Below are 26,174 nucleotides of genomic sequence, written 5' to 3' on the forward strand. Positions count from 1 at the left end.
TGACGCGCAGCCCGGGGGCAGGGTCCGCATCATGACCATCACCTTCGACCGGACCGCGCCCCGCGACCTCGCCGCAGAGCCTCCGGCACGCTTGTCCCTCACCCCGAAGACCCTCAAGACGCCGAAGACCCCGAAGACCTCCAAGGCCCCGAAGACCGCCCCCGCCGGTCAGTTGGACGGCGCCTGGTGGCCCCGCTCCCGCGACCTCATAGCCGAACTTCCGGCGCTGGCCGCCGCCCTGGCGGAGCCCTGGGGCCGCATCACCCGCGTCACCGTGAACCCCACCCGCTGGCCCGTGATACCGCGCACCGTCGTCGTGGACAGGCACAAGCTGCACGTGGGCTGGTTCACCGAGCAGGACCCCGACAAGCTGATCCTGCTCGCCTACACCGTCGGCCGCTGGGACCTCCTCGTCGTCCCGCCCGAGACGGCACCCGCCGCAGCCGCCCGTCTGATGGCCGCCGCGGCGATGCCGGGCAGTGTCCTCACCGCGGCGATGCTGATGGCCGACGAGACCGCCATCGGACGCGGTATCCGCGACGCCCGTCGCCGGGAGGACATCTGGGAGGGCGAGGGCGGGGCCTGTATGTCCCCGCCCGGGGGTCTGCTTCCCCGCCGCCGTCTGCCACTGCGCGGAACCGCCTGCGAGTGAGCCCCGCGGGGACCATCGTCCCCACCTGACAGTGACGGCCACCGCCCTTCACCCCTGCCCCTCGGCATCCGCTGCCCCTTCACATACCGAACACCCGCCCAGAAAAGGAACCCGCCCCCATGAAGTACATCGAGCCCCAGACCCTGCCCTCGCTCGGCCACGCCGAGGTGCGGATCATCGCGCGCACCCCCGAAGCCGCCCGAGCCGTGGCGGAGACACTGCGTCACCGCTTCGCCGGTGCGGAACAGCGCAGCTATCCCGGCCTGGACGGCGACACCCGGCTCCATCTCACCGTGGACACGGCGACACCCGTCGACGACGCCCGTTCACAGCCGACCCCCGGCCTGGGCCCCGCCGGCACCGGGGCCCACTCCGACGAGATCTGACACCGGTCCGGGGAGCCATCACGCGGGGCAGCCGGGGAGGGGAGCGGCGCGTAGGCGCGTTCATTGAAATGAACGAGAGGTTCGCCATTCTCGCCGTTCCCGCCTCATCGTTCGTTATAGTGAACCCATGGTTCACCCAACCGACAACCGCGCCCCCGCGACCCGCACCCCCGCCTCCATCCCCGGAAACCACCGATGACGCCCCCGCCCCCGCCCCCCAACCGACCACCGGTAAGCAGTACCGCCGCCGCCGTAGGCGCCAAGATCCGGCTGCGGCGCCAGCAGCGCGGTATGAGTGCCGCGGAGATGGCCCGGCGGGCCGGGCTGAGCAAGGCCACGCTGTCGCAGCTGGAGGCCGGTAACGGCAATCCGACCATCGACACCCTGGACGCCATCGCCATCGCCCTGCGCATCCCGATCGCCGACCTGCTGGCGCGGGACGCCGACACCGGGCCGGTGTTCAGGCCCGCCACGGACGGCGAGCCCGGTGAGGTCTCCCGGGAACTGCTGCGCCGGATCAGCAGCGGCAACAGCCTGGAGATCTGGCGGCTGCGCATCCCGCCGGAGACAGAACTGGCGGGCGTCCCGCACGCCACCGGCACGATCGAGCACCTGCTCGTCGCCACCGGGCACGTCACCGCGGGCCCGGTCGACGCCCCGCACGACCTGGGCCCCGGCGATCTGCTCGCCTTCGCCGGGGACGCCCCGCACTTCTACCGCACCGGCGCCGAGGACGTGGACATCACCGTCGTCTTCGCCTCCCCGATCAGCAGCTGAGACCTGAGCACCGACCCCTGAGATCTGACCCCTGGACCTGAGACCTGAGACCAAGGACGCCCCCTCATGCCCTCCAGCCCCGCCACCACCCCTACTGCCCTCCCCACCACCACCCCCATCACCCCCACCACCCGCGCCTTCATCAGCGACAACATGGCCGGGGCCTCCCCGCGGATAGCCCAGGCCGTCGCCGAGGCCGCCGTCGGGCAGGTGCTCCCCTACGGCAACGACCCCTTCAGCGACCGGGCCCGCCACCGGCTCGCGGAGATCTTCGAGCGGGACGTCGATGTCTTCCCGGTCTCCACCGGATCCGCCGCCAACGGACTGGGCCTGGCCGCCCTCACCCCGCCCTGGGGCAGCGTGCTCGCCCATCCCGACAGCCATATCCACCATGACGAGTGCGGCGCCCCCGAGTTCTTCACCGGCGGCGCCAAACTCGTCGGCGTCCCGGGCCCCGACAGCAAGATCGACCCCGACGCGCTCCAGCGGGCCGTGCGGCGGCGGGCCGGGGACGTGCACAGTGTGCAGCCGTCCGTGGTGAGCATCAGCCAGGCCACCGAGAGCGGCAGCGTCTACTCCCTCGCCGAGATCCGCCGTCTGGCCGCCATCGCCAAGGACGCCGGTCTGCGCGTCCACATGGACGGCGCGCGCTTCGCCAACGCCCTGGACCATCTCGCCGCCGACCCGGCCGAGATGACCTGGAAGGCCGGTGTCGACGTCCTGTCCTTCGGGGCGACCAAGAACGGCGCGATGACCGCCGACGCCATCGTCTCCTTCGACCCCGCGCTCGCCGCCGAACTCGCCTTCCGCACCAAGCGCGCCGGTCAGCTCGCCTCGAAGATGCGCTTCCACACCGCCCAGCTCGACGCCTATCTCAGCGACGGCCTCTGGCTGCGCAACGCCCGCCAGGCCAACGCGATGGCCGCCCGCCTCGGCGACGGTCTCAAGGCCATCCCCGGCACCGGTCTGCTGGCCGCCCCGCAGGCCAACATCGTCTTCTGCCGCCCGCCCCGGCAGGTCACCGAAGGGCTCCTCGCCGAGGGCTATGTCTTCTACCACGACCGCTGGGAACCCGGCGTCGTCCGCTTCGTCACCGCCTTCTCCCACACCCCCGACGCCATCGACCACCTCCTCGAAGCGGTCGACCGCCACACCCGCCGGGAACCCGCGGGGCCGGACGGGCGTCAGTCGCACGCCGACGCGTAGTCCATCTCCGGCAGCACCGCCCCCCACTCCTCCACCCCCAGCGCCCCCGCGCTCGCCGCGCACACCTGATGGGTGGCGTCGGCGATGTCGAGGGGCCACAGGAGCAGGGTGCCGCCCCTCGGGCCGATCGTCAGGACGGGCTCGTCGGGGGCGAAGACGGGTGGGGCGGAGGGGCCGTGGCCGGTGAGGGGGCCGCCCCGGGGGCGCAGCCGGGTGTCCTCCAGGTGCCACAGGCGCACCGAGCCGTACTGGGCCGCGGTCGCCACCACGCCCGTTCCCGGCTGTACGGCGACGAAGTCGACCGGGCCGGTCTGTCCCGTCGGGATCTCCTGGGGGTTGTCCGGGCCCGCCGGGCGCGCGGTGTCCCAGATCCAGACGCTGCCGCCGAGCACGGTGCTGGACAGCCCGGTCAGCAGCACCCGGGTGTCCGTGGCGAAGGCGGCGCTGTCGTAGGTGGTCACGGTGTCGGTGGTGGCGCGTTCCTCGGACGGCGGGGAGGTGGGGTTCCGTACGTCCCAGAGGTCGGCGCCCGATGTGTCGCCGAGGGTGAGCAGCCCCCGGCCGTCCGGGGTGAAGAGCAGCCCGGTGACCGCCCCGGACTCCTTGAGCGTGCCCGTGTGCCGGGGCTGTCCGGGGTCGCCGACGTCCCACAGGGCCACGCCCTCGTCGACCGCGACGGCGAGCAGCCGGCCGTCCGGGGACAGGGCGAAGGAGGTCACCTCACCCTCCCCGGGCCGGAACGCCGTTCCGGTGGGGCGCGGCGCGCTCGGGGTGCCGATGTCCCAGAACGCGACCTCGCCCAGGCCGTCGTAGGTGATCAGGGTGCGGTCGTCCGGGCCGAACACGCCGTCGGCGAGGTAGGGCGCGTCCAGCTCGGCGAGGCGGCGGGGGCGCAGAGGGGCGGAGGTGTCCCAGAGCTGGAGGCGTTCGCCGAGGACCTTGAGCAGCAGCAGATCGCCGTCCCGCCGGTAGGCGAGGGTGCCGCCGTCGCTGAAGACATCCGCCGTCACCGGGGTGGACGCCGGGAACCGCCACAGCCGTACGGTCTCCTCGTCCATGGTGGCCAGGGAGGTGCCGTCGGGGGCGAAGGCGAGGGCGGCGACCGGGGTGGTGTGGCCGGTCAGGGGCGGGCCCACCGCCTCCAGGTGGGACACATCGCCGTTCCAGAGCTGTACCTCGGGCCGGTCCGTGTAGGCGGTGGCCAGCCGGGTGCCGTCCCGGTTGTAGGCGAGGGCGCCCACGTTCGCGGGCGGGTTGCCGAGGACGGTGGCCGTGGGCGGGCCGTCGTCCAGCCGCCAGACGCTCGCCCGATGGCCCGCGAGCACGGCGACGGCCCGTGCGTCGGGGCGCAGCCGGAAGGTGTTCGCGCCCTTGGCGAAGGGCTTGCCGACCGGTTCAGGGGGTGTGTCGGGCGACTTCGGCCCGACGCGCCAGAGCTGGATGCCGCTCGCCTCCCGCAGCGCCCCCGTGGCCAGGGTCCGCCCGCCGTTCGCCAGGGAGACGGTGTCGATCGCGGTGCCGGGCGCTCCGAAGGACGGGGTCAGCGGACGGGGGCGGGCCGGGTCGGCGATGTCCCACACCCGGACGCGGGTCTCGTCCACGTTCGACAGTTGTCCGGCGTCGCCCCCGACATCCGCCACCGTCGCCATCACGGCGCCGTCCGGGGCGAACTCCACCGCGACCACCGCCGGGTCGAGGAGGGTGAGCAGGCGCGGGCGGGCCGGGTCGCGGGTGTCCCACAGGCCCGTGCGGCCCCGGTCGTCGCGGACCGCCATCACGGGGACGGCCGGGCTCACGCTCATCCACCGCACCGGCCGCCAGTCCCGGGGCAGGGTCGCGGTCAGTCCCCGGCCCGGCCGCTCCTCGCCGATCCGCCAGGTGGCGACGGTGGTGTCATCGGCCAGCGGCAGCGCCTCGAAGCCGTGGAGGGTGGTGCTGTCGGCGCCGAAGGCCACCATGTCCTCGCGGGACAGTTGCCAGGGCAGCGGCTCGGACAGGGGGTTCGCGGCGGCGGAGACCACCTCCGCCCAGGTGTCCTCGGCCGGGTCCAGCCGGTGCGCGGCGGCGTCGAGCTGCGCGGCCAGCGACATATCGGCGGCCCTGACCCGGTCCGCCTCGAAGGCGATTCGGGCCGCCAGTGCGCGGTCCCGCTCGTCCTGCGCGGCGGTGCGCTGGCGCAGCGCGTAGACGGCGGCCGAGGTCGCGAGCAGGGCGAGGACGCTGAGCAGCGCGACGGCACCGCGCCGCAGGACCAGACTCCGGCGCCGCAACCGGACGGCGGCGGCGAGGAAGTCCCGGGCGACGGGCGAGCCGGGACCCCAGGAGGAGGGAGAAGGGGGTCGCCCCTCCGGGGCCGGTGTCTTGCGCCGCCGTCCCGGCACGCTGTCCTCGGCCGTCCTCAGCACACTGCCCCGGTAGAGGAGCGCCGGGTCCCGGTCGCGCCGGTGCCAGACGGCGGCGTCGTCCTCCAGCTTCTGGTGGACCAGATCCCGGGCCCGTTCCTCCTGCGCCCAGTCCCGCAGCCGGGGCCAGGCCCGCAGCAGCACCTCATGGGTGATCTCCACGGTGTCCTGGTACTGCGTCAGCAGTCGTTCGGCGACGAAGGCGTCCACGACCCCGGCGAGCACCTCCGGTCTGCCGCTGGCGGCGAACAGGGTGTCCCGGGTGACCCGGCGCCGGGTGTCGGCCTCGCCCCGGCCGACCCGCACCAGCCGCCGGAACAGCGCGTCGGCCTCCTCACGGGCGGGTCCGTCCAGCCGTTCCCAGACCCGGTCCGCCGAGCGCTGGACGGCACCGAGGATGCCGCCCGTGGTCTCGTAGCCCTTGAGCGTCAGGGTGTCGCCGGTGCGCACGGTCCAGGTGGCGCGCAGCGCGTGGGCGAGCAGCGGCAGCCGCCCGGCGTCATAACCGTCATCACCGCCGTAACCCCCGTAACCGTCGCGGTCGTCGTGGCCGCCCGGGGCGGGGGGAGCGTCGAAGCGTGTGCCGAGGTCGGCGAGCAGGCGTTCGACCAGGCCGCCGTCGAGCCGGAGTCGGGGGCGGGCCCCGGCGGCGGGGCCGGTGATGGCGTCGCGGAGCTGGGCGGGGGTCATCGGGCCGACGGTGAGGGGCTCGTCGGAGGCGGCGAGCAGGGCGGGGTGGGCGAGGAAGGGCGCGTAGAAGTCGGCGCGCAGTCCGACGACGACCAGCGCGGCCGGTGGGGTGCCGTCGGCGCCCGGCGTGGCGAGCCGGGTCAGGGCGTCGATGAAGCGGCGGCGCTCGGCCTCGGCACGGCACTCCGTGAAGAGCTCCTCGAACTGGTCGACGACGAGGACATGCCGGGCGTCGGGCGCGCGGTCCCGCTCCTCGCGGTACCGGTCGAGCACCGCGCCCGGCTCGGCGGTCGGGGTGAGGACCACCGGGACGGGCGGCAGCCCCTCCGTGGGCAGGGCCCCGGCGAGCAGCCTGGGCACCAGCCCGGCCCGCAGCAGCGAGGACTTCCCGGCGCCCGACGCGCCGATCACCAGCTGGATACCCCCGCTCCGGGCCCGCCGGTCGAGCGCGCCGACCAGCCGGGCGATCAACTCGTCCCGCCCGAAGAAGAGTTCGGCCCGGTCCGCGCCGAACGCCGCCATCCCGGGGTACGGGCAGCCGTCCACCCCGGGCGCGGCGCCCCGCAGCGCGCGCTCGCGCAGGGCGAGGAGGTCGTCGGCGGGCAGGTCCAGAGCGCGGGCGAGGGCGCGGACGGTGGCGGCGCTGGGCACCTTGCGTCCGTTGAGGGCCTGGCTGACGGTGGTGTGCTTGAGCCCGGACCGCCGCTCCAACTGGCCGACCTGGAGGCGTCGCCGCGCCATCGCCTCGCGCAGGGTGGTCTTGAGCACGCCGAGCGGATCGTCCGGGGCGCTCCTGAGCGCGCCGAGCGGCTCGTCGTCGTCCCGCATGTCCCCGGCCCCCCTCCGGTCCACACCACCCAGCTCCTCCGGCCCCCCTCCGCCCGTCCCCCCTCCCCCCGGTGGCGACCGCGTTCATTGTGTTCGCGGCGAACGGCGGCGAACACCGGAACGCCGAAAGTCGGGGCTCACCCCGTCCGGACCGCCCGGACGGCGGCTCGCACCCCGGAGGCCCACCATGCACGGACCCGGTTCCCCGTCCGCCCCCGCCGCCCCCTCCTCCGCACTGCTCGCCGTGCTGGCGCTGCTGGTCGTGGTGCTCGGCGCCAGGCTCACAGCGAGGGCCTTCGCCGCCACCGTCACGCTCCGGTCGCTGGTGCTGGGCGTACTGGCCCTGTGGTTCGACTGACCGGCGGCCGACAGCCAACAGCCGACAGCCGAAGCGAGGGTGTACTAGCGGTACACCCCACCAGTACGTACACTCATTCCCATGACACCCCCACCCCTCCCCCGTTTCCACCGTCTGCCGCCCGAGCGGCAGGCGGAGATCCTGGCCGTGGCCCGCGCGCACTTCGCCGAGCACGGCACGCAGGACGCCTCGTACAACCGGATCATCGAGGCGGCGGGCATGTCGAAGACCGCCGCCTACCACTACTTCGACGGCCGGGAGGATCTGCTCGGCGCGGTCCTGGACGAGGTGCTGGCCCGGCTGCTGGCGGCCCTCGGCCCGTACTCCCCCGCCCCGGACCCGGCGGCCTTCTGGTCGCGGCTGGAGTCCAGCGCGGACGCGCTGACCCTGCATCTGGCCGCGCACCCGGACGATCTGGCCCTCGCCGGGGCGGCGCTCGCGCGGGCCGGGGGCTCGGCCTGGCGGGGCTGGTTCGTCACCCTCGTGGAGGACGGCCGGCGGCTCGGGGTGATCCGTACGGACATCGACACCGCGCTGATGGCCTCGGCCACCGCCGCCGTCCTGGGGGCGGCGGACGAGTGGGCGCTGCCGGACCTCGCGGCGGGCCGCGCGGTGGACCGGGCCCCGGTGTGGCTGCTGCTGCGCGGCCTCTGGGGCGGCCGGGAAGGAGCCGGGGATGCGCGCTGAGCCGGTGGTGGACTGGGAGATACCGCCGACGCCACCGGGCCTGGCGGGCCGTCTGGAACGGTTCCTCGGTCCCGGCAAGTCCCGGGCCGAGTCGGCGGTGGAGATCGGCGGCGGGCTGCTGTGCGCGGCGCTGCTGGTGGCCGGGCTGTGGTCGCCCGCGGCCTCGGCGACACGGGAGTCCTGGTCCGCCGTGCAGCTGACGGTCGTCCTGGTCGCCGGGCTGGATCTGATCGGCGGGATCCTCACCAACGCCACCAACGCGGCCAAGCGCTGGTACCACCGGCGCGCTCCGGGCGCCCGCCGGGCCCGGCTGCTCTTCGTGACGGCCCATCTGCTGCATCTCGCGGTGCTGGGGACGGTGGTGCTGGAGGGCGACATCGGCTGGACGCTGGGCAACGCGGGCCTGCTGCTGGCCGGGGCGGCGGCGGTGGAGTACGCGCCTGCCGGGCTGGCCCGTCCGGTGGCGGTGGGGGTCTGGACGGCGGTGGTGCTGGTCAATCTCTTCTGGCTGACGGTGCCGCTCGCGCTGGTGTGGTTCGCGCCGCTGTTCCATCTGAAGCTGCTGGTGTGCCATCTCGTACCGGAGGCTCCGCTGCGGCTGACGAGGGCGAGGGCGAGGGGGGCGCATGACTGACGGCTCCCTCTCCCCCGTGCGCGAGAACGCCTCCGTCGAGGAGTGCGGCGCCGTCCTCGCCGCCGCCTTCGCCCGGGAACCGGCCACCCGCTGGATCTGCGGCGACTCGACGGCGGTACGGGAGCGCTGGTTCGCGGCGACCCTGGCGACGCAGGCGACCCTCCCGGGCGCCCGGCGGACGGTCCTGACCGACGCCCCTCAGAGGCCACCGGCATCAGCACCCGTACAGGCACCGGCACCAGCGCCAGCAGCGATACCAGCACCCGCCCCGCTAGCCGCCGCCGTGCTCACCCCGCCCGGCGCCGAGCCCTCCGCCCGCGCCTCGGCCACCTGGAGCCTGGCCACCCTCCGCCACTGCGGCCCCCGCCCGCTGCTCCGCACCCTGCGCTATCTGCACGCCACCGAGCCGCAGGCCCCGCCCGGCGCCTGGACCCTGGAGTTCCTCGGCGTCGCGCCGGGGGCCCGCGGCCGGGGCGCCGGGGGCCGTCTGCTCACCCACACGGTGGACACCGTCCCCGCCCGCGACGGCATCTTCCTCACCACCGCCGACCCCGCCAACGAGCCGTTCTACGAGTACTTCGGCTTCGGGGTCCTCGCCCGCACCCGCCTCGGGGGCCTGACGGTGACGGCGATGTGGCGGCCGGGGCGCGGGAGCGGGTGAGAGCGGCGGCTGCCGTATCCGTGGTGAGAGATGGGTCACGGCGGACACTCCCGGCGCCCTCTCGTCCCCAATCCGGGCAGTGGCCTGTGCTAAAGTTTCGACGTTGCAGTTGTGGTACCCATGAACCTATGTGCGCCTGACGGGAATGTTTATCCTCAGGCGCATTATTTGTTTTTCCGGCTTCTCCGGATGGGGCCTCTGCCTACAGAAGGAAAAGATCATGGCACAGGGAACCGTCAAGTGGTTCAACTCTGAAAAGGGCTTCGGCTTCATCGAGCAGGACGGCGGCGGTCCCGACGTCTTTGCCCACTACTCGAACATCGCGACGCGGGGCTTCCGGGAGCTCCAGGAGGGCCAGCGGGTCTCCTTCGATGTCACGCAGGGCCAGAAGGGTCCGCAGGCGGAGAACATTCTCCCCGCCTGATCGCCGGGCGCGTTTTCGCTCACCGGGGCTTGCACCGTCATGGTGCGGCCCCGGTTGTGTGTTTCCAGGAAGGCAGAGAGCCGTATGTCCCGCAGGTCCCAGAAGCCGCCCAAACGACGTGCCCCGTCGCCCCGCCCCGCCGCGTCGGCGCCGCAGGAATTCCGGTTGCCGGAGAACACGACACCCGCTCTTCCCGCAGTCGAGGACTTCGCAGCTCTGGACATGCCGGAGGGACTGCTGAAAACCCTCAGCGACCAAGGGGTGACCACCCCTTTCCCCATCCAGGCCGCCACCCTGCCCAATTCCCTCGCCGGCCGTGATGTCCTCGGCCGGGGACGCACCGGCTCCGGCAAGACCCTCGCCTTCGGGCTGGCCCTGCTGGGCCGGACCGCCGGACTGCGCGCCGCGCCCCGGGCGCCGCTCGCCCTGGTCCTCGTCCCCACCCGGGAACTCGCCCAGCAGGTGACCGACGCCCTCACCCCCTACGCGACCGCCGTGAATCTGCGGCTCGCCACCGTCGTCGGCGGACTGTCGATCACCAAGCAGGCCGCGGCGCTGCGGCGCGGCGCCGAGGTCGTCGTCGCGAGCCCGGGTCGGCTCAACGACCTGGTCGAGCGGGGGGACTGCGTACTCGGTGACGTCCGCATCACCGTGCTGGACGAGGCCGACCAGATGACGGACATGGGCTTCCTGCCGCAGATCGTCAAGCTGATCCGGCAGGTTCGGGAGGATGGGCAGCGGCTGCTGTTCTCGGCCACCCTGGACCGCAATATCGACCGGCTGGTCCAGCAGTTCCTGACCGATCCCGTGGTGCACTCCGTCGATCCGTCCGCGGGCGCGGTGACCACCATGGAGCACCATGTGCTCCACCTCCAGGACGAGACCGACAAGAAGGCCGTCACCACCCGGATCGCCGCCCGCGACGGCCGGGTCCTGCTCTTCCTCGACACCAAGCGGTCCGCCGACCGGCTCGCCAAGCGGCTGCTCGCCGCCGGGGTCCGCGCCGCCGCCCTGCACGGCGGACGCTCCCAGCCGCAGCGCAACCGCACCCTGGAGCAGTTCAAGAACGGGCAGGTCACCGCTCTGGTGGCGACCAATGTCGCCGCCCGTGGCATACACATCGACGATCTCGATCTGGTCGTCAACGTCGATCCGCCCACCGACCACAAGGACTACCTCCACCGGGGCGGCCGTACGGCGCGCGCCGGGGACTCCGGCAGTGTGGTCACCCTGGTGCTGCCCGAGCAGAAGCGGGACGTCACCCGGCTGATGTCGGACGCGGGCATCCGGCCCCGCACCACCCGCCTCACCTCCGGTGACACCGAGCTGGCCACCATCACCGGGGCGCGCGAGCCGTCCGGGGTGCCGGTGACGATCGAGGTACCGCAGCCGCCGGCGCCCGCCAGGGCGGCGAAGTCCGCCAGGTCCGGTGGCGGTGCGTCCCGGTCGGGCGGGCGGAGGTCCGGCGGTGGCCCCCAGTCCGGGGCCCGTCAGTCGGGCGGGGCCCAGGCGGGCGGAGAGCCCGGCCGACGGTCCCGGCGGCGCGGACGCGGCGAGGGCGGCGGCACCGGACAGCCGGGCGCGGCGGCGACGGAGGGCCGGGGCAACGGCTCCGGCTCCGGCTCCGGTTCGACCTCTGGCTCGGCATCCGGTACGGCGGCCCGGCGCGGCTCCGGCGGGCGCCGCGGCACCCGCCGCCCCACCGCCTGACCCTCGCCGTCCAGCCCCACCGCCTGGCCCCACCGGGCGGCCTCACCGCCAGAGCAGGATCGCCCCGGCGACCGTCGCCGCCACGGTCGCCAGCAGGAACAGGATGGTGAAGGCGTCGTCCAGCGCGTGGGAGCGCTGTTCGGATGTCATGGCCGGGGTGAAGTGGGCCGGGTCGGCGGGGTTGTAGTGGAGCGTGAAGGTCCGGCCCCGGGACTTCTCGGGGTCGGGGATCCCGGTCGGGCAGTACGCGGTGACGGCGGTGCCGTCGAGCGTGGTGAAGTCGACGACCGGGGTCCAGGTGGTGTACGAACTGCCCTCCCCGTCCGTGGAGACGTCCCGGAGCACCGCGACGACCCGGGCCGGGACGGCGACCAGGGTGGCCGTCGTCGCCCGGCGCCGGTCGGTGGCGCGCAGGGATTCGGGCAGTTGCAGGGCCGCGCCGACGGCGAGGGGGCCGCAGGTGGCGATCAGCGCCCAGGGCCAGCCCCATTCGATCGCCGCGCCGGTCACCAGCCCGGCGTAGATCAGGAAGACGGCGCAGTTCGGGACACCGAGGCCGCGGTCCCGCTCGGGCTCCTCGCCGGGTGCCTCGCCGGTGAAGTGGAACTCGTAGGCGTGCGGTCTGCCCCGGTGGTAGCGGATCGCGACCCTGCGGCCGATCCAGGCCGCGGTGACCGTCTCGCCGCGGTCCCGGTCGTTGGTGACGGTGAACTCCTGCCCGGTGGCCGGGTCCTGGAAGGTGACGACCACCGGTACCCCGTCCCGGCGGGAGCCCCCGTGCCGCAGCTCGCGCACCTCCTCGACCCGTCCCGTGGTCCGGACCGTCCGCTGGGCGCGGGTCATCCCGGCGAGCGAGCGGCCGTAGCCGAGAAGCGCGACCGCGGCGCACAGGGCGCACCACAGCGCGATATAGCCGTGCCAGCTCATGACGCCTTCTCTCTCCCCATGTCCGCAGTGGCTCTCTCCGGGTCCGGACCCGGACCCGTCACCCCGGCCCCGTCACCTCGGCCCGTCACCCCGCCCCCCTCACCCCGCCGCCGGTGTGCGCCGCACGACCTCGCCGTCGCCGTCCGCCTCCAGCAGGCCCGTGCCCTCGGAGCCGGTGACCGCGACCCGGAGGGTGAGGGAGCCCATGGTCCGGTCGGCGGTGAGCTGCCAGGTCCGGGGGGTGCCGGTGCCGAGGGTGCGCTCGGCCTCCGCGACCAGGGCGGGGATCCGGTCGTAGGGCAGGGACTTCGGGTCGAAGCCCGGTGTCGCCGCCGTACCGGCCGAGTCGCCGGTGGGGACGAACACCACCGTCAGCATCCGCTCCTGCACGACGACGGTGAGCGCCTCGTCCCCGTCCTTGGCCTCGGTGAGCGACTCCATGGCCCGTCGCAGCGCGCCCTCGTCCAGCAGCGACTGGCCCTCGCCGAGGGTGACCGTGCCGGTCGCCGAGGTCACGATCGTGGTGGAGGTCGAGGTGGAGGTGGACGAGGAGACGGACGGGGACGGCTGCCGTCCCTCGGCCGACTCGCCGTCGAACAACTCGGCCCGGAACAGCAGGACGATCAGCGCCGCGCCGAGCAGCACCGCGAGGAGCCCCCCGCAGCCCAGGGCCGCGCTGTCCGGCCGCTCGCTGAGCATCGCCGGTCCGGGCACGGAGTCGATCCGGGCCCCGGCGGCACGCCGCTCCCACTCCGGTGTCGGGCGGCGCACGATCTTCACCCGCCATGGCTCGTCCGGCGGGTACTGAACCACCAGGACAGCGCCGGGACGGCGGTCGGGCAGATCGACCGGATTGACGTGATGGGTGAGCAGCACGCGGTACGCGGGGGCGTCGTCGGGCGCGACGGTCAGCTCGAAGCCGACCGGTACGTCGCTGTCCCCGCCCTTGGCGACCTCCGCGCTCTCGATCACGGCGAGTGCCGTACGGGGCACCACGGCCGCCCGGCGGGCGCGGAGCCTGGCGCCGGGGACGAAGACGAGCAGGCCGTGGACCAGGGGGAGGGCGAGACCGGTGACGAACAGCGGGACATTCTCGATGATCACGCCGACCACGAGCGAGGCCAGCGAGACGCCGATCACCCCACCGCCCAGCAGGCCACGGGCGAGTTCGAGGGCGACATTGTGCCGCGGCGGCCCACCCGTGGTGATCGTCATACCGGTGATTGTGCCGGGGGAGGGTGTCGGGCGGTAGGCCGATCGGTGGAACTCGGGGGTCCGTTGCCCTCCCGTCCCTCACCCGGCGGCGCCACTCGGGCTTTCCGCCCAGGCCCGTCCGCCCGTGCTCCCGCGCTGCTCCCCTGCTCCCGTACTACAGTCGCGGCTCGGGGCCGTCGCCCGCTCCCGCGAGCGCGCGGAGGTCCCCCGGCCGGGCAGGAGATGTCCGCCGGGCCGGCCGTTCCCGAACGAAAGCAGCAGCCGTATGTCGCAGACGACCGATTCCGCCTGGACCACCCGTCCCGAGACCCCCGCCGACATCCCCGCCGTCCGGGAAGTCGTCCGCGCGGCCTTCGGGAGGCCGGAGGAGGCGGAACTGGTCGACGCGCTGCGGGCCGACCCCTCCTGGATCGACGGGCTGTCAGTCGTCTCCGTCGACGGGGACGAGGACGGGGACGGCAAGGTCGTCGGGCACGCGCTGCTCACCCGGTGTCATATCGGGGACGCCCCCGCCCTGTGCCTGGCCCCGTGCTCGGTGCTCCCGGAGTACCAGCGCGGCGGCGCCGGGTCCGCCGCGATCCGGGCGGCGCTGACGGCGGCGGCGGAGCGCGGGGAGCGCTTCGTGACGGTGCTGGGGCATCCGGAGTACTACCCCCGCTTCGGCTTCACCCGCGCCTCCGCGCACGGCATCTCCATCACCCTCGACGTCCCCGACGAGGCACTGATGGCCCTGAGCCTCACCCCGGGGGACCCGCTGCCCGGCGGGACGATCCGGTACGCGGCGCCGTTCGGGATCTGAGCGTCCGACGGTCCGGGGATCAGGGGATCCGGGTCACCGGTCGCGGCCCGGCGTCCGCAGCGCCAGTACCGCCACGTCGTCGTCGTTCTCCGGGTAGCGCACCCGGTGCAGGAGCTGGTCGGTGAAGGGGCCCAGGGGGCGGTGGGCGAGGGCGGCGGCGTGGCGGCGGAGGCGGTCCAGGCCCTCGTCCAGGGGGTGGCCGGGGGCCTCGATGAGGCCGTCGGTGTAGAGGACGAGGGTGGAGCCGGGCGGCAGGGTCCGGGTGGCGTCGGTGCGCGGGAGGTCGGCTCCGGCGCCGAGCAGGATGCCGTGGCCGTCGGTGAGATAGTCGGCGACCCCGTCGTGGCTGATCAGCAGCGGTGGGGGATGGCCGGCGTTGGTCCAGGACAGCCGCCAGTGGCCGTCGCGGTCGCCGGCGCGGTCGCGGTCGCCATCGCCGTCATGGTCGCCGTCGCCGTCGCCGCGCTCGATGCGGGCGAAGACCAGCGTCGCCATGGTGACATCGGTGATGTGCTGGAGCGCCTCGTCCAGGCGGGCCACGATCCGGCTGGGCGGTTCGTGCGCGGACCAGGCGTAGGCGCGCAGCATGTTGCGTATCTGGGCCATGCCCGCCGCGGCCTCCAGATCGTGGCCGACGACATCGCCGATGACCAGCGCGGTGGAGCCGTCGGAGAGCCGGAAGGCGTCGTACCAGTCGCCGCCGACCTGGGAGGCGTCCGGGGCCGCCTGGTAGCGGACGGCCATCCTGAGGTCGGGCACGCGGGGCATCTGGGGCAGCAGATGCTTCTGCATGGTCTCGGCGACCGCCCGCTGCCGCTGGTAGAGGCGGGCGTTGTCCAGGGCGAGCCCGGCGCGGCGGGCGATGTCCTCCAGCAGGGACAGATCGGTCGGGGTGAACGCCACCGGGTTCTCGGCCCGGCCCAGCGTCACCGCGCCCAGCACCTCACGGGCGCTGCGCAGCGACACCATGGCCGCCGAGTGGATGCCGGTGGACTCGAAGAGATGCCGCTGCTCGACGGCCATGCCCGAGTCCGGCGCGCCCTGGTAGACCTGCGGGCCGGTGAGGGTGGAGGCCACCCCGCGCAGGGCCCGGGACAGGGGCAACGGGGAGTCCTCGGGGATCGGCGGCATCGGACCCTGGAGGTCCTCCCGGCGGGCGACGCCGCCGTCCTCGGCGTGCGCCACCACGGTGCGCCACACCTCGTCGCGCTCGGTGATCAGATCGACGATCGCCCAGTCCGCGAGGCGCGGCACGATCAGCTCCGCCATCCGCGCCAGCGCCTCATCGACATCGAGGGTGGTGCTGAGCTGTGTGGTCGTCTCGGCGAGCAGCGCCAGCCGCTCCAGCTGCGGCAGCGCCCCGGTCTCCGCGGGCTCGCCGGGCGCCGGTGCCGGGGCGGGGTGGAAGACGACCAGCGTGCCCTGCCGTCCGTCGCCGAGCGCGTACGGGGTGACCAGCCAGGAGATCCGCAGCAGGGTGCCGTCGCCACGGGCGAACCAGTCCTCGTCGGCCTGCGCGGTCCCGCCGGTGTGGAACGCCCGCCGCATCGCGCACTGGGTGCGGGGCAGCGGCTGTCCGTGCGGTCCGCGGTGCAGCAGGTCATGGGCGTCGTGCCCGGCCAGTTCGGCGCCGGAGCGGCGCAGCAGCCGCTGGGCGTGCTCATTGGAGACCAGGATGCAGCCCTGTTCGTCCACGACATAGGCCCCGGCCCCGATGGCTTCCAGCGCGCCACGTACGTCAGGGAGGTGCTCAGGATCTGCCGAGGGCCCTGGTGGGGGCCCTTCGCGGCTGCCCTCGTCCATCTTCTCCGAGCCTGCCACGCCCCTGCCTCCCCGTCCATCGGACCCCGGTCGCACGATCCTTCGGGATCCGCCGCGCGCGCACCGCAGCGTACCGCCGGGCGGGTGAGCCGGGGGCGGGGGGCGAGAGGGCTCGGATGGGGGGAGACAGGGGGGAAATAGGGGGGGGAGACGGGGGGGGTGGGCGTCAGGCCAGGGTCACTCGCAGGATGCGGTCCGCCCCGTCCGGCTGGCCGCCGTTCGCGTCGGCGTTCGTCGTCGTCAGCCAGAGCTGGGGTGCGGTGCCGGGGGTGGTGACGACCGTGCGGAGACGGCCGTAGGTGCCGACGTAGTAGGCGGTGGCCGTGCCGACGTTCTCGGTGTCGCCGTCGATGGGGACGCGCCACAGGCGCTGGCCGCGCAGGGCGGCCATGTAGACGACGTTGTCGGCGATGGCGATGCCGCTGGGGGATGCCTCGCCGGTGGTCCAGGTCTTCCGGGGGTTGGTCATCCCGGCGGTCGAGCAGGTGCCCTCGCAGGTGGGCCAGCCGTAGTTGGCGCCGGGTTTGATCAGGTTCAGCTCGTCGAAGCGGGTGTCGCCGAACTCCGCCTCCCACAGGCGCCCGTTGCGGTCGAAGGCCAGGCCCTGCGGGTTGCGGTGGCCGAGGCTGTAGACGGCGGTGCCGAAGGGGTTGCCCGGCGCCGGGGCGCCCGTCCTGGTGATCCGCAGGATCTTGCCGTTGAGGGAGGCACGGTCCTGGGCCAGGGCGGTGTTCTGGGCGTCACCGGTGGCGACGTAGAGATGGCCGTCGGGGCCGAAGGCGAGGCGTCCGCCGTTGTGGTAGCGGGCCTTCTGGATGCCCTGGAGGATCACCGTGTAGCCGGTGAGGGAGGTGCCGTCGTAGGTCATCCGGGCGACGCGGTTGCCCTCCGCCGCGGTGTGCATGAAGTAGACGTGCCGGGTGGTCGCCCAGGCCGGGTCGACGGCGACGCCCATCAGCCCGCCCTCGCCGCCCGTGGTCTGGCTGTTGGGGACGGTGCCGACCTGGGTCTTCTGGCCGCTCGGGGTGACCTTCCAGACCCGGAAGTCGTCGCGCTCGGTGACCAGCGCGTGGGACCCGTCCGGCAGCCAGGCCAGCCCCCAGGGCACGCTGAGGCCGGTGGTGAGGGGGGTGACGGTGGTCGGTACGGCGGTGGGGGCGGGGGGTACGGCGGTGGGGGGTACGGCGGTGGGGGCGGCGCCCGTCGCCGCCAGGCCGCCGGCCAGCAGGGCGCCGGTCGTCAGCAGCCGGAACAGGGGGATGGTCATTGTCACCCTCGTTCATGGATGTGGACTTGGTCCAGTCCTGCGACCCTTGACCTCAGCATTGCCAACGGAACGCACGCGGTCAATCCCCCGAACGCCCCCTCAGGCCCCCAGCACCCCGCGCACCGTGGTCGACAGCTCCCCCACCGCCACCGCGAGCGGCGCGACCGGCTGGGCGAAGGCGGTCAGCCGGTCCAGGGCGCGGCGCAGGACCGTCGGCTGGGGCTCCGCCTCGTCCAGTTCCTCGCGCAGCCGCCGCAGTTCGCGGGTGCTGGCGTCGGGGTCGGCGAGGTCCTCCCGGTGCTCCTGGAGCAACCGCTCGACCAGGGCGAGGAGTTCGGCGGTGCGGGCGGCCTCGGCGCCGCCGTGCTGCTGGAAGCCGACCGTGCCGGAGAACGCCTGGGCGCGGTGGCCGACGGCCTGGTTGCCGACGTAGTGGGTACCGCCCTGGATCACCACGCCATGATTGACCGGCGGTTGGACCCGCCGGGCGTCACGGCTGTCGCCCTCACGGCTGTCGTCCTCACCCATGCCGGACCTCCTTCACTCATCGTCCCTGGTCCCTGGTCCCTGGTAACCGGTAACTGGTCGCTGGTAACTGCGTCTTGTCACTCACCGGCGCCGGAGGTCCCCGATCCGGCGCCCGCTCCCGCCGTCCCCCGCGCGGGTCCGGCCTGCCGCCCCACCTGCTGGGTGGCGGTGGCCCCGGCGCCGATGGCCTGGTTGCCGATGATGCTGGTGCCGCCCTGCTGGATGAGCCCCTGGTTGAGGATGGTCTGCTGCTGGCTGCGGAAGTCGGTGGTGTCATAGCCGCGGGCGTCGAGGAACGCGCGGATCGCGGCGAGGGTGTGGCGCTGGACGGTGGCGACGATGCGGGTGGCGTCCACGACCTGGAAGTAGTTGTGGTACTCGGGGCTGAGCCCCAGTTCGCGGACGCTGACCCGGGCGCCGAAGTCGTAGACCGGGTCCTGCTCCATCGCGGTCAGTTCGTCCAGCATCCGGCGGTTGTGCCGGTGCTCGAAGCGGAGGTGGCGCAGGGCGGCGCGGGGGGCGCGGTAGAGGGCCCGGCCGGTACGGGGGAGCGCGGCGAGCAGCAGACCGCGCTCGTCGTCCCGGGAGAGCGGCCCGCGCAACCGGTCCACCAGGTGGTAGCGGGCGGCGACGGGGCTGAGGACATGGTTGTCGCAGTGCAGATGGAGGGTGCGCCCGGCGGTGGAGAAGTGCAGGAAGACGCTGGGGACGACGTCCCCGCCCCAGAGCGGCACATGGACGGCGAGATAGTGCCGGACCGCGCCGGTGGGGTGGAGCATGATCTGCTCGACGGCCTCGGGGGTGAGGCGGGCGGTGGGGGTGAGCCGGTCCGGCTGGATGAACCGGCTGTCGTCGGCGACGCTGGTGCCGGCGACGAAGACCCGGTCCTCGATGGTGAGCGACGAAAGACTCTCCCCGGCGACCCTGCCCTCGTCACCACCCCCGCGAGGGCCCTCGTCACCGCCCCCCTCACCGCCCTCACTCCGGGCGGCGACACCCCGCAGCTGTTCACGTACATGATCGATGAGTTCGGTGACGGCGAAGGGCCGGGGCTCGTCGGCGGCGCCCGGCGTCCGGCCCGGAGTCCCGCCCGAGGTCCCGCCCGGGGGCTCGTCGGCGGGCAGCAGGGGGACGGCGAGGGACCAGGTGGAGTCGGTCCGCGCGTAGCCCTTGAACGGCGTGTAACCGCTGTAGACGGTGACATTGCCGTCGCGGGCCTCGCGCAGGGCGGCCATCCGGTCGGCGATCCAGGGGCGGGGCGGGAGCGGCGGCAGCGGCAACCGGTAGAAGCGCTCCCGGGTCATCCCGGCCCGCAGCCGCCGATCGGTCGCGATGTCGTGCTGGACGACGATGACATACGCGTACGCCGTAGCGGCCAGGGCGATCAGGAGGGCCGGGAGTCCGCCGCCGTAGCCGCCGAACAGCCAGGCGGGGAAGCCGGACAGGCCGAGCCGGCCGAGGGTGAAGGCGACGAGGAAGGCGCAGAAGACCGCGACGGCGGCACCGAGGGCGGCACCGGTCAGGGCCCGGCGGGTGGGCGGACGGCTGCCGCGGGTGGCGAGGCTGGGCCGGGAGCGCCCGGCGGCGGAGGCGACGGCGACGAGCGCGGCGGGCAGCACCACCCAGAGCGGGGCGCAGAGCAGGACCGCGCCGCAGGCGGCGGTGAGCCGGAGATCGCGGGCGTACCGGATCTCCTGGGCGGCGAGGCTGTGGTGGGCGACGGCGACCAGGTCGACATCGGGCGAGGGCGCGGCGGCGCTGGCCTCGTCGGCGACGACCTCCTCGACGATCCGCTCGGCGAAGTCCTCGTCGACATGGGCGGCGGCGCACAGATACCGGGTGACATCGCCCGGCTCGCGTCCGACCGGCATGTGCGGTTGCGGAGTCGTCATGCCGACGCTCCCCTTCCTGATCGGGCGGCGGAGCGTCGCGGCTGCGGCGGTGGGGCGGGGCAACCCGGCGGTGAGCAGGGCGAGCAGGATGCCGGCGAGGAGCCCGAAGTCGAGGGCGGCGCCGCGGAGCAGACCGCGCAGGGCGCCTTCGGGCCAGAACTCCATCTCCAGGGCGACGGTGAACGAGGAGAGCAGTACCCAGCGCACGAACCCGCCGAGCTGCCCGGCGAGCAGCCCGACGGCGAGCGCCCGCGCCCACCCGGTGGTCCCCCGCCCGGTGAACCGCAGGGCGAGGAAGGCGAACAGGGCGAGGAGCAGAGCGGCGCTGAGACCGGTGACGACGACGTACTCGGTACCGAGGAGGCTGTCGTCGGCGGTGTCCCAGCTGACGAGGAAGAGCGCGTCGAGGAGCCAGCGCGCGAACGCGTTGTCGTAGAGGTCCTCGTACAGGTCGAGCCGGGCATCCTGCGCCCAGGGGCCGCCGAGCACCGCGAGGAGGACACACAGCAGGACGATCCTTCTGCGCACGGACACGGGCGTCCCCCTCTCGCCGCTCCCCCGGTACGGGTGCGGTCACTGTAGGCCCGCGCCCGGCGAACGAGACCGAAAATCAGGTGAACTCCCGTAAACACAGATGAAGTTGAGCCAAGAGCCGACCCACTTCCCCCCTCACCTCCCTACTTCCTCCCCACCCCACCAAAGTCATCAACTTCCTCACCCTCACCCCGCCACCGGCTGACCGACACGACCCCGGGCTCGACCACCTCAAGCCCCGCGAAGAACCGCGCGATCTCCCGCGGGCTGCGGTTGACCCGGGGATTGTCACCGGCCCGGTTCCAGTCCTCGATCATCCGCCGCATCGCCTCGGGCCGGATCACCTCGGTGTCGTCGCACAGCACCAGATGACTCCCGGCGGGCAGCGCGTCCATCAGCCGGCCGACGATCCCGTACACCGAGTCGTCCGTGATGTGCGCGGTGATGCCGAGCAGCATCAGCGCGACGGGCTCGGCGAGGTCCAGCGTCCCGGCGGCCTGCGCGAGAATCCCCTCCGGGTCGCGCAGATCGGCGTCGACATAGGCGGTGGCCCCCTCGGGCGTGGTGGTCAGCAGCGCCTCGGCGTGCGCGAGCACGATCGGGTCGTGGTCGACGTACACGATCCGGGCCGCCGGATCGAGCCGCTGGGCGACCTCATGGGTGTTGTCGGCGGTCGGCAGCCCGGTCCCCACATCCAGGAACTGCCGCACCCCGGCCTCCCGCACCAGATACTCCACGGCCCGCACCAGAAACGCCCGCTGCGCCCGCGCGATCTCGATGATCGCCGGATTCCCCTCCCGAATCCGGTCCCCCACCTCCTGGTCGACCTCGTAGCAGTCCTTCCCACCCAGCCAGTAGTTCCAGATCCGAGCGGAATGCGGAACCTCACTGTTGACCATCACGGGATCCACCGGCATGAAAACTCCCTGGGGCTCGGCAATGACGTGGCTCCCAACGTAGGGGCGGGGAGCGGGGGGAGGCGCGCACTCCGAGGAAGGAACCGGGCCGGGGCGGGAGAGGGAGAGGCCGCCCGGCCCGCCACCCTCTCCCTCTCATCCCGCCCTCTCATCCCGCCTTCGGACCCTCCCCTCCTCAGGTCGGCTCCCCCTCCGCCCCCGTCGGCGCCCCGCCACCACCAACCCCCCGGTCACCGCCACCGACGCCGTCGCCAGGGTCGTCATCGCCGTGCCCGGGGACGTGAACTGGGCGATCGTGCCGGCCAAGGTCGCTGATGTGCCCTGCGCGGTGAGCATGCCCGCGGAGTGGAGGCCGAGGGCCTGGCCGGAGAGGTGGGGTGGGGTGAGGGACATCAGGTGTTCCTGCTGGATCAGGCTCGCGGCGAAGCCGGTGGAGGCGAGGGTGGCGAGGGTCGCGGCCAGGGGGAGGGAGGGGTGCAGGACGAAGAGGGCGTACGGGGCCGCCAGGAGCAGCAGGAGGGGGTGGGCCAGGCGGGCGCGGCGGGCCGGGGTGAGGAAGCGGCCCACCCAGACGTCGCCGATGAGCATGCCGAGCGCCGCGCAGGCGAAGAGGGTGCCCGCGGAGCCGGGGTCGTAGGCGACGAAGAGGGACTCGCAGCCGACGACCAGGCCGTTGGGGATCCACAGGCCGAGGTAGGTGAGGCGGCGGGGCCGGGAGGACCAGAGCAGGGTGTTGGTGCGCCAGGTCGCGCGGATCGAGGGGCGGTCGGTGGATCGGGCGCGGCGGGGGGTGAGGCCGACGGCCGCCGTCAGGGCCGCCAGGAGGTGGAGGGCGGCAGCGAGGAGCAGGGTGGGGCGGGGGGAGAGCAGGGTCAGGAGCGCGGCGCCGGTCGCGAAGCCCGTGATCTGGGTCAGGCCGTTCATGACGTTGAAGACCGAGCGGCCCAGGACGTAGCTCTCCCTGGTCAGGATCTCGTTCAGCAGGCCCCAGCGGACCCCGCCGCCCACCGACGCGACCAGGCCCTGGACGAGGATCACCGCGAAGACCGCCCCCAGGGGCAGGGACGGGAGCGCCAGGACCGCCGTGCCCGCCGCGAAGGCGAGGGACGCCGCCGTCAGTGCCGCTCTCGGCGGCAGCCGGTCCGCGGCGGAGAGCAAGAACGTCGCCCCCAGCATCTGCGCCAGCGACGGGCCGAACATACTGAGGGCGGAGAGCAGCGGGGACGCGGTCGCCCCGTAGACCAGGGTGGCCAGGGCCAGACCGCTCACCGTCTGCGCCGCGACCTGCGCCCCCGTACTCACGAACAGCGGCCGGAACTCCGGCGTACGGAACAACTCCCGGTACGTGCTTGGCATGCGCGGAGTCTGGGACGGCTCCCGACCGGGCCGATAATGTTTCGCCGGTACGCGAAACGTGGTCGAGGAGGGGGCCGGTCCCATGGGGTGGTGGCAGGTCAACGCCGACACCCTCGCCCGCAGCCGCTTCCTGCTCTCCCCGCTCGCGGAGACCTTCGCCGCCCTGAAGCTGCTGCACGCCGGGACCGGCTCCCACCCCGGCGAACAGGCGTGGCTGCGCGCCCACCTCCTCGCCCACCGGGCCCGGCTCGCCGCCGACCCGGTGACCGCGCTGCTGGTCCGGGCCGGGCTGGGCCGGGAGTGGATCGCCGACTTCCTCACCCCCACCCCCCTCGACGGCGAGACCTTCGAGGACGCGCTCGCCCGGGTCCGGGGCGCCGACCCCGCCGCCGCCCGCGCCCATCTGCGGGTCGCCCTCGCCGGGCCCCTCCCGCCCGCCCTCGACCGCGACGACCTCCCCGACCGCGCCGCCCGCCTCCTCACCCAGGTCTGGGAGGACGCCGTACGGCCCTCCTGGCCCCGGCGCAGACGGATCCTGGAGGCCGATGTCATCGCCCGTACCGCCCGGGTCAGCCGGGGCGGCTGGGCGGGCGTGCTGGACGAACTGCGGCCCGGCACCCGCTGGCTGGGCGGGAGCCGCCTCCAGGTCAACCACCACGAGTACCCGCCCCGCGAGATCTCCGGCGCCCAGCTCTTCCTGGTCCCGGTCACCCCACAGACCGGCTGGGTCTCCTGGGAGGAGGGGGAACAACCAAACTCCGGGTCGGAATCCGGCGCGGGATCCGGCATGGCCTCCGGGTCGGAATCCGGATCAGCCTCCGCCGGCTCCTACGCCCTCATCTACCCCTGCGCCGGCACCCTCGCCCACGACCCCGGCCGGGCCCCGGCGCCCGCCGCCGCCCTCGCCACCCTTCTCGGGGCCGCCCGTGCCCGGGTGCTCGCCCTGCTGGCCACCCCGATGACCACCACCCAGCTCACCGCCCTCACCGGGCAGCCGCTCGGTTCCGTCGGCCGCCATCTGCGCGTCCTGCGCGACGCCGGGCTGATCGAACGCCGTCCGGCCGGGCGTTCCGTCTACTACGAGCGGACCGCCGCCGGTCAGGTCCTGCTGGACGCGAGCCCGCACCGCCACCCGTAGCGCCCCCTGGAAACCGGCGGAAAACGGCCGCGGCCTACGCTCTCCCCATGACGGCTAACTCCGTATTCGACGTCGACATCCACGCCCTCGACGGCACCCCCGCCGACCTCGCCCAGTACACCGGCCGGCCCGTGCTCATCGTCAACGTGGCCTCCAAGTGCGGTCTCACCCCGCAGTACGCCGGCCTTGAGCGGCTCCAGCGGCGCTATGCCGAGCGCGGGCTGACCGTGCTCGGCGTGCCCTGCAACCAGTTCGCCGGGCAGGAGCCCGGCAGCGCCGGGGAGATCGCCGAGTTCTGCTCCGCGACCTACGGCGTCACCTTCCCCCTGACCGAGAAGATCGAGGTCAACGGGGACGCCCGCCACCCCCTCTACGCCCTGCTCACCGGCTTCGCCGACGCCGAGGGGCACAGCGGTGACATCCGCTGGAACTTCGAGAAGTTCCTGATCGGCCGGGACGGCACCGTCGTCGCCCGGTTCGCCCCGGGGACCGACCCCGAGTCCGCCGAGCTGACCGCCGCCGTGGAGGCCCAGCTGGGTTGACCTCGCCCCTGGGGCAGACCCGAGCGTCCTGTGTCACCGGGCCGACCGCGCCCGGTGACGGAGGAGGGCGGCATGCACGACGAACCGGCACAGGGAGACGGTGACGGCACCGGGCCGCTCACCATCGGTGCCTTCGCCGTCCGCGCCCGGCTCTCCCCCGAGGCCCTGCGCCGGGCCCGGGTGGAGACCAGGGCCGCCGGACAGCGCACGCTCGCCGCGTACCTGGGTGGTTGGCTGTCGGGGAGGAAGATCGTGTTCCCGGCCGCGCTCCCGGCCGCGCTCCCGTGCCGTAGCCGCCGTAGCCGCCATGGAGGACTTGGCCGCCGCCGCGGGGGTCCGGGCAGGGGCCGAGCCCTCTCGGCAAGGACGGCGGGCTGGTCGAGAGGGCTCGTGGGTGGTGCTTGTTGAGTTGTGGTCGTAGGAGGTGGCGCAGGATCGGAGAGATCCTCCCGTTACGCCTTGACCGAGTCCACGAACTCGTTCCACGCGGTCGCGGGGAAGGCGAGGACGGGGCCGTCGTGGACCTTGGAGTCCCGGACGGCCATCGCCGACCGGACAGGGGACTTGATCTCGACGCACGCGCCATTGCCCTGGGAGTAGGACGACTTGACCCAGGTGTCCGTCGCGCCCTGTGTGATTGCCATTTTCGCTCCGGTAAGCAGTTGCTGAGTTGCTGTCACCGTGCGGCACACGGTTTGCGCCATCCACATCAGTGGATGGCGTGATCGACGCTACTCGCCAACGCCGCTGAACGGAGCTGCCATTCACTCGACCGGGGGGCATATTCCGGTAGAACCTTCCCTCCCGGCCGCGCCACCCCTTACACTGCCCCGCCGTGCCGGGCGAGGGCTCAGCCCGCCGACTCCCGGGCGTACTCCTTCGCCGTGTCGGCGATGAACTGGCGGGTCTGCTCCACATTCAGCGCCTGCGCCCGCAGATGCTCGTACATCACGCTGTACTTGCCGACGTCCTGCGGCTTCTCCAGATACAGATCGCTGGTGACACCCTCGATGTAGACCACGCTGGAGTCGGCCGCGTCCGGGAACTCCAGGATCGCGTACTGGCCGCTGACACCCGGGTGGGCGCCCATGGAGAACGGGATGACCTGCACGGTGACATGCGGCAGCTGGGACATCTCCAGCAGATGCTCCAGCTGCTCGATCATCACCTGCTTGTTGCCCACCTCGCGGCGGAGCGCCGCCTCGTCCAGCACCGCCCACAGCCGCAGCGGGTTCTCGGCGGCAGAAATACGTTCCTGCCGCCGCATCCGGACCTGTACGCGCTTGTCGATGTCCGCCCCGGCCGCCTCCGGCAGCGCGCCCATGATCAGCGACTCGGCGTAACCCCGGGTCTGGAGCAGCCCGGGGACGACCTGCGGGTCGTACACGCGCAGGCTCGCGGCGTCGGTCTCCAGGCCGATGTAGACGCTGTAGGGGATGTCGCCGAAGGAGTGCCACCAGCCCTGCTGGCGGGAGTCCTTGGCCATCTGCATCAGCGATTCGACGATCCTGATGTCCTCGACCTCGTACACCCCGCACAGGTCGCGGACATCGCGCTGGCTGATGCTGCGCCGCCCGTTCTCCAGCCGGCTGATCTTCGACTGGGAGACCAGCAGCCGCTCGGCGACCTCCTCCGCGGTCATGCCCTTCAGTTCGCGGAGCCGGCGCAACTCCTGGCCCAGCCGGCGTCGTCTGACGGTGGGATTGACATTGGACGCCACGGGACGTGCACCTCCGGCTGCGTGCCTCAAAACTTGCAACTATGCGTATCTGCTGTTCAGCAGACTGCCACCAAGGTGCTTACCACCGCTGGCAAACGGCGGA

The 26,174-nt window shown here is 73.4% G+C and carries 24 protein-coding genes; 13 read left to right on the plus strand and 11 right to left on the minus strand.

Annotated elements, in window-relative coordinates; translation table 11 throughout:
• The first annotated feature begins 31 nt into the window (after positions 1-31).
• From ABZX40_RS34830 to ABZX40_RS34845, 4 genes are all read left to right on the plus strand, one after another.
• Positions 32-652 (plus strand): DUF5994 family protein, encoded by a 621-nt coding sequence (locus ABZX40_RS34830; protein WP_355746730.1) that lies wholly within the window; start codon positions 32-34, stop codon positions 650-652.
• Between the two features lie 119 nt (positions 653-771).
• Entirely contained in the window at positions 772-1,038 is a 267-nt protein-coding gene (locus tag ABZX40_RS34835; protein WP_355746728.1) for a hypothetical protein, read from the plus strand.
• Positions 1,039-1,233: 195 nt separating this feature from the next.
• Complete coding sequence (locus tag ABZX40_RS34840; protein WP_355746725.1) at positions 1,234-1,815, plus strand: XRE family transcriptional regulator; 582 nt, start codon at positions 1,234-1,236, stop codon at positions 1,813-1,815.
• Between the two features lie 66 nt (positions 1,816-1,881).
• Positions 1,882-3,021, plus strand: a complete 1,140-nt coding sequence (locus ABZX40_RS34845; protein ID WP_355746722.1) for a low specificity L-threonine aldolase — start codon at positions 1,882-1,884, stop codon at positions 3,019-3,021.
• Here ABZX40_RS34845 and ABZX40_RS34850 read toward each other — a convergent pair.
• Positions 3,000-6,965 (minus strand): helix-turn-helix domain-containing protein, encoded by a 3,966-nt coding sequence (locus ABZX40_RS34850; protein WP_355746719.1) that lies wholly within the window; start codon positions 6,963-6,965, stop codon positions 3,000-3,002. The genes ABZX40_RS34845 and ABZX40_RS34850 overlap by 22 nt on opposite strands.
• A 163-nt stretch (positions 6,966-7,128) precedes the next feature.
• Here ABZX40_RS34850 and ABZX40_RS34855 point away from each other — a divergent pair, with 163 nt between their 5' ends.
• From ABZX40_RS34855 to ABZX40_RS34880, 6 genes are all read left to right on the plus strand, one after another.
• On the plus strand, positions 7,129-7,299 hold the full coding sequence (locus tag ABZX40_RS34855; protein ID WP_355746717.1) for a hypothetical protein: 171 nt from the start codon (positions 7,129-7,131) through the stop codon (positions 7,297-7,299).
• Positions 7,300-7,380: 81 nt separating this feature from the next.
• Entirely contained in the window at positions 7,381-7,986 is a 606-nt protein-coding gene (locus ABZX40_RS34860) for a TetR/AcrR family transcriptional regulator (protein WP_355746715.1), read from the plus strand.
• Positions 7,976-8,620 (plus strand): hypothetical protein, encoded by a 645-nt coding sequence (locus tag ABZX40_RS34865; RefSeq protein WP_355746712.1) that lies wholly within the window; start codon positions 7,976-7,978, stop codon positions 8,618-8,620. The genes ABZX40_RS34860 and ABZX40_RS34865 overlap by 11 nt, the downstream gene beginning before the upstream one ends.
• Positions 8,613-9,281: a GNAT family N-acetyltransferase gene (locus ABZX40_RS34870; protein WP_355746709.1), complete on the plus strand. Its 669-nt coding sequence runs from the start codon at positions 8,613-8,615 to the stop codon at positions 9,279-9,281. Before ABZX40_RS34865 ends, ABZX40_RS34870 begins: the two co-directional genes overlap by 8 nt.
• Before the next feature lie 220 nt (positions 9,282-9,501).
• Positions 9,502-9,705, plus strand: a complete 204-nt coding sequence (locus ABZX40_RS34875) for a cold-shock protein (RefSeq protein ID WP_355746708.1) — start codon at positions 9,502-9,504, stop codon at positions 9,703-9,705.
• A gap of 84 nt (positions 9,706-9,789) precedes the next feature.
• A complete protein-coding gene (locus ABZX40_RS34880) occupies positions 9,790-11,415 on the plus strand; it encodes a DEAD/DEAH box helicase (protein ID WP_355746706.1) in 1,626 nt (541 codons plus the stop codon).
• Positions 11,416-11,457: 42 nt separating this feature from the next.
• Here the strand turns inward: ABZX40_RS34880 and ABZX40_RS34885 are convergent, their stop codons facing one another.
• Positions 11,458-12,342, minus strand: coding sequence for a DUF3592 domain-containing protein (locus tag ABZX40_RS34885; RefSeq protein WP_355746703.1), 885 nt, complete (start codon positions 12,340-12,342; stop codon positions 11,458-11,460).
• Positions 12,343-12,441: 99 nt separating this feature from the next.
• Positions 12,442-13,557 (minus strand): hypothetical protein, encoded by a 1,116-nt coding sequence (locus tag ABZX40_RS34890; RefSeq protein ID WP_355746700.1) that lies wholly within the window; start codon positions 13,555-13,557, stop codon positions 12,442-12,444.
• A gap of 265 nt (positions 13,558-13,822) precedes the next feature.
• On the opposite strand from ABZX40_RS34890, the gene ABZX40_RS34895 reads away from it, so the two are divergent.
• The gene (locus ABZX40_RS34895) at positions 13,823-14,356 is read left to right on the plus strand and encodes an N-acetyltransferase (RefSeq protein ID WP_355746697.1); all 534 of its coding nucleotides are present in this window, start codon (positions 13,823-13,825) and stop codon (positions 14,354-14,356) included.
• A 33-nt stretch (positions 14,357-14,389) separates the two neighbouring features.
• Here the strand turns inward: ABZX40_RS34895 and ABZX40_RS34900 are convergent, their stop codons facing one another.
• The 6 genes from ABZX40_RS34900 to ABZX40_RS34925 form a co-directional block, all read right to left on the minus strand.
• Positions 14,390-16,177, minus strand: coding sequence for a SpoIIE family protein phosphatase (locus tag ABZX40_RS34900; protein ID WP_355746694.1), 1,788 nt, complete (start codon positions 16,175-16,177; stop codon positions 14,390-14,392).
• Positions 16,178-16,343: 166 nt separating this feature from the next.
• Positions 16,344-17,444, minus strand: a complete 1,101-nt coding sequence (locus tag ABZX40_RS34905) for a PQQ-dependent sugar dehydrogenase (protein ID WP_355746692.1) — start codon at positions 17,442-17,444, stop codon at positions 16,344-16,346.
• Positions 17,445-17,543: 99 nt separating this feature from the next.
• The gene (locus ABZX40_RS34910) at positions 17,544-17,972 is read right to left on the minus strand and encodes a DUF5955 family protein (protein WP_355746689.1); all 429 of its coding nucleotides are present in this window, start codon (positions 17,970-17,972) and stop codon (positions 17,544-17,546) included.
• 77 nt (positions 17,973-18,049) lie between these two features.
• Positions 18,050-20,398, minus strand: coding sequence for a hypothetical protein (locus tag ABZX40_RS34915; RefSeq protein ID WP_355746686.1), 2,349 nt, complete (start codon positions 20,396-20,398; stop codon positions 18,050-18,052).
• A gap of 143 nt (positions 20,399-20,541) precedes the next feature.
• Entirely contained in the window at positions 20,542-21,315 is a 774-nt protein-coding gene (locus ABZX40_RS34920; protein WP_355746683.1) for an SAM-dependent methyltransferase, read from the minus strand.
• A 135-nt stretch (positions 21,316-21,450) separates the two neighbouring features.
• Positions 21,451-22,671 carry an MFS transporter gene (locus ABZX40_RS34925; protein WP_355746680.1) on the minus strand — a complete coding sequence of 407 codons (1,221 nt, stop codon included), beginning with the start codon at positions 22,669-22,671 and terminating at the stop codon, positions 21,451-21,453.
• 82 nt (positions 22,672-22,753) lie between these two features.
• Between ABZX40_RS34925 and ABZX40_RS34930 the strand changes: the two genes are divergently transcribed.
• The gene (locus tag ABZX40_RS34930) at positions 22,754-23,809 is read left to right on the plus strand and encodes a helix-turn-helix domain-containing protein (RefSeq protein WP_355746677.1); all 1,056 of its coding nucleotides are present in this window, start codon (positions 22,754-22,756) and stop codon (positions 23,807-23,809) included.
• 47 nt (positions 23,810-23,856) lie between these two features.
• A complete protein-coding gene (locus ABZX40_RS34935) occupies positions 23,857-24,351 on the plus strand; it encodes a glutathione peroxidase (protein WP_355746674.1) in 495 nt (164 codons plus the stop codon).
• Positions 24,352-24,803: 452 nt separating this feature from the next.
• Here ABZX40_RS34935 and ABZX40_RS34940 read toward each other — a convergent pair whose 3' ends face one another.
• Positions 24,804-24,995, minus strand: coding sequence for a DUF397 domain-containing protein (locus ABZX40_RS34940; RefSeq protein WP_355746672.1), 192 nt, complete (start codon positions 24,993-24,995; stop codon positions 24,804-24,806).
• A 206-nt stretch (positions 24,996-25,201) separates the two neighbouring features.
• Entirely contained in the window at positions 25,202-26,071 is an 870-nt protein-coding gene (locus tag ABZX40_RS34945) for a helix-turn-helix transcriptional regulator (protein WP_355746669.1), read from the minus strand.
• Positions 26,072-26,174 lie beyond the last annotated feature (103 nt).

The sequence above is a fragment of the Streptomyces sp. NPDC004610 genome (assembly GCF_040609715.1).
Classification (GTDB): domain Bacteria; phylum Actinomycetota; class Actinomycetes; order Streptomycetales; family Streptomycetaceae; genus Streptomyces.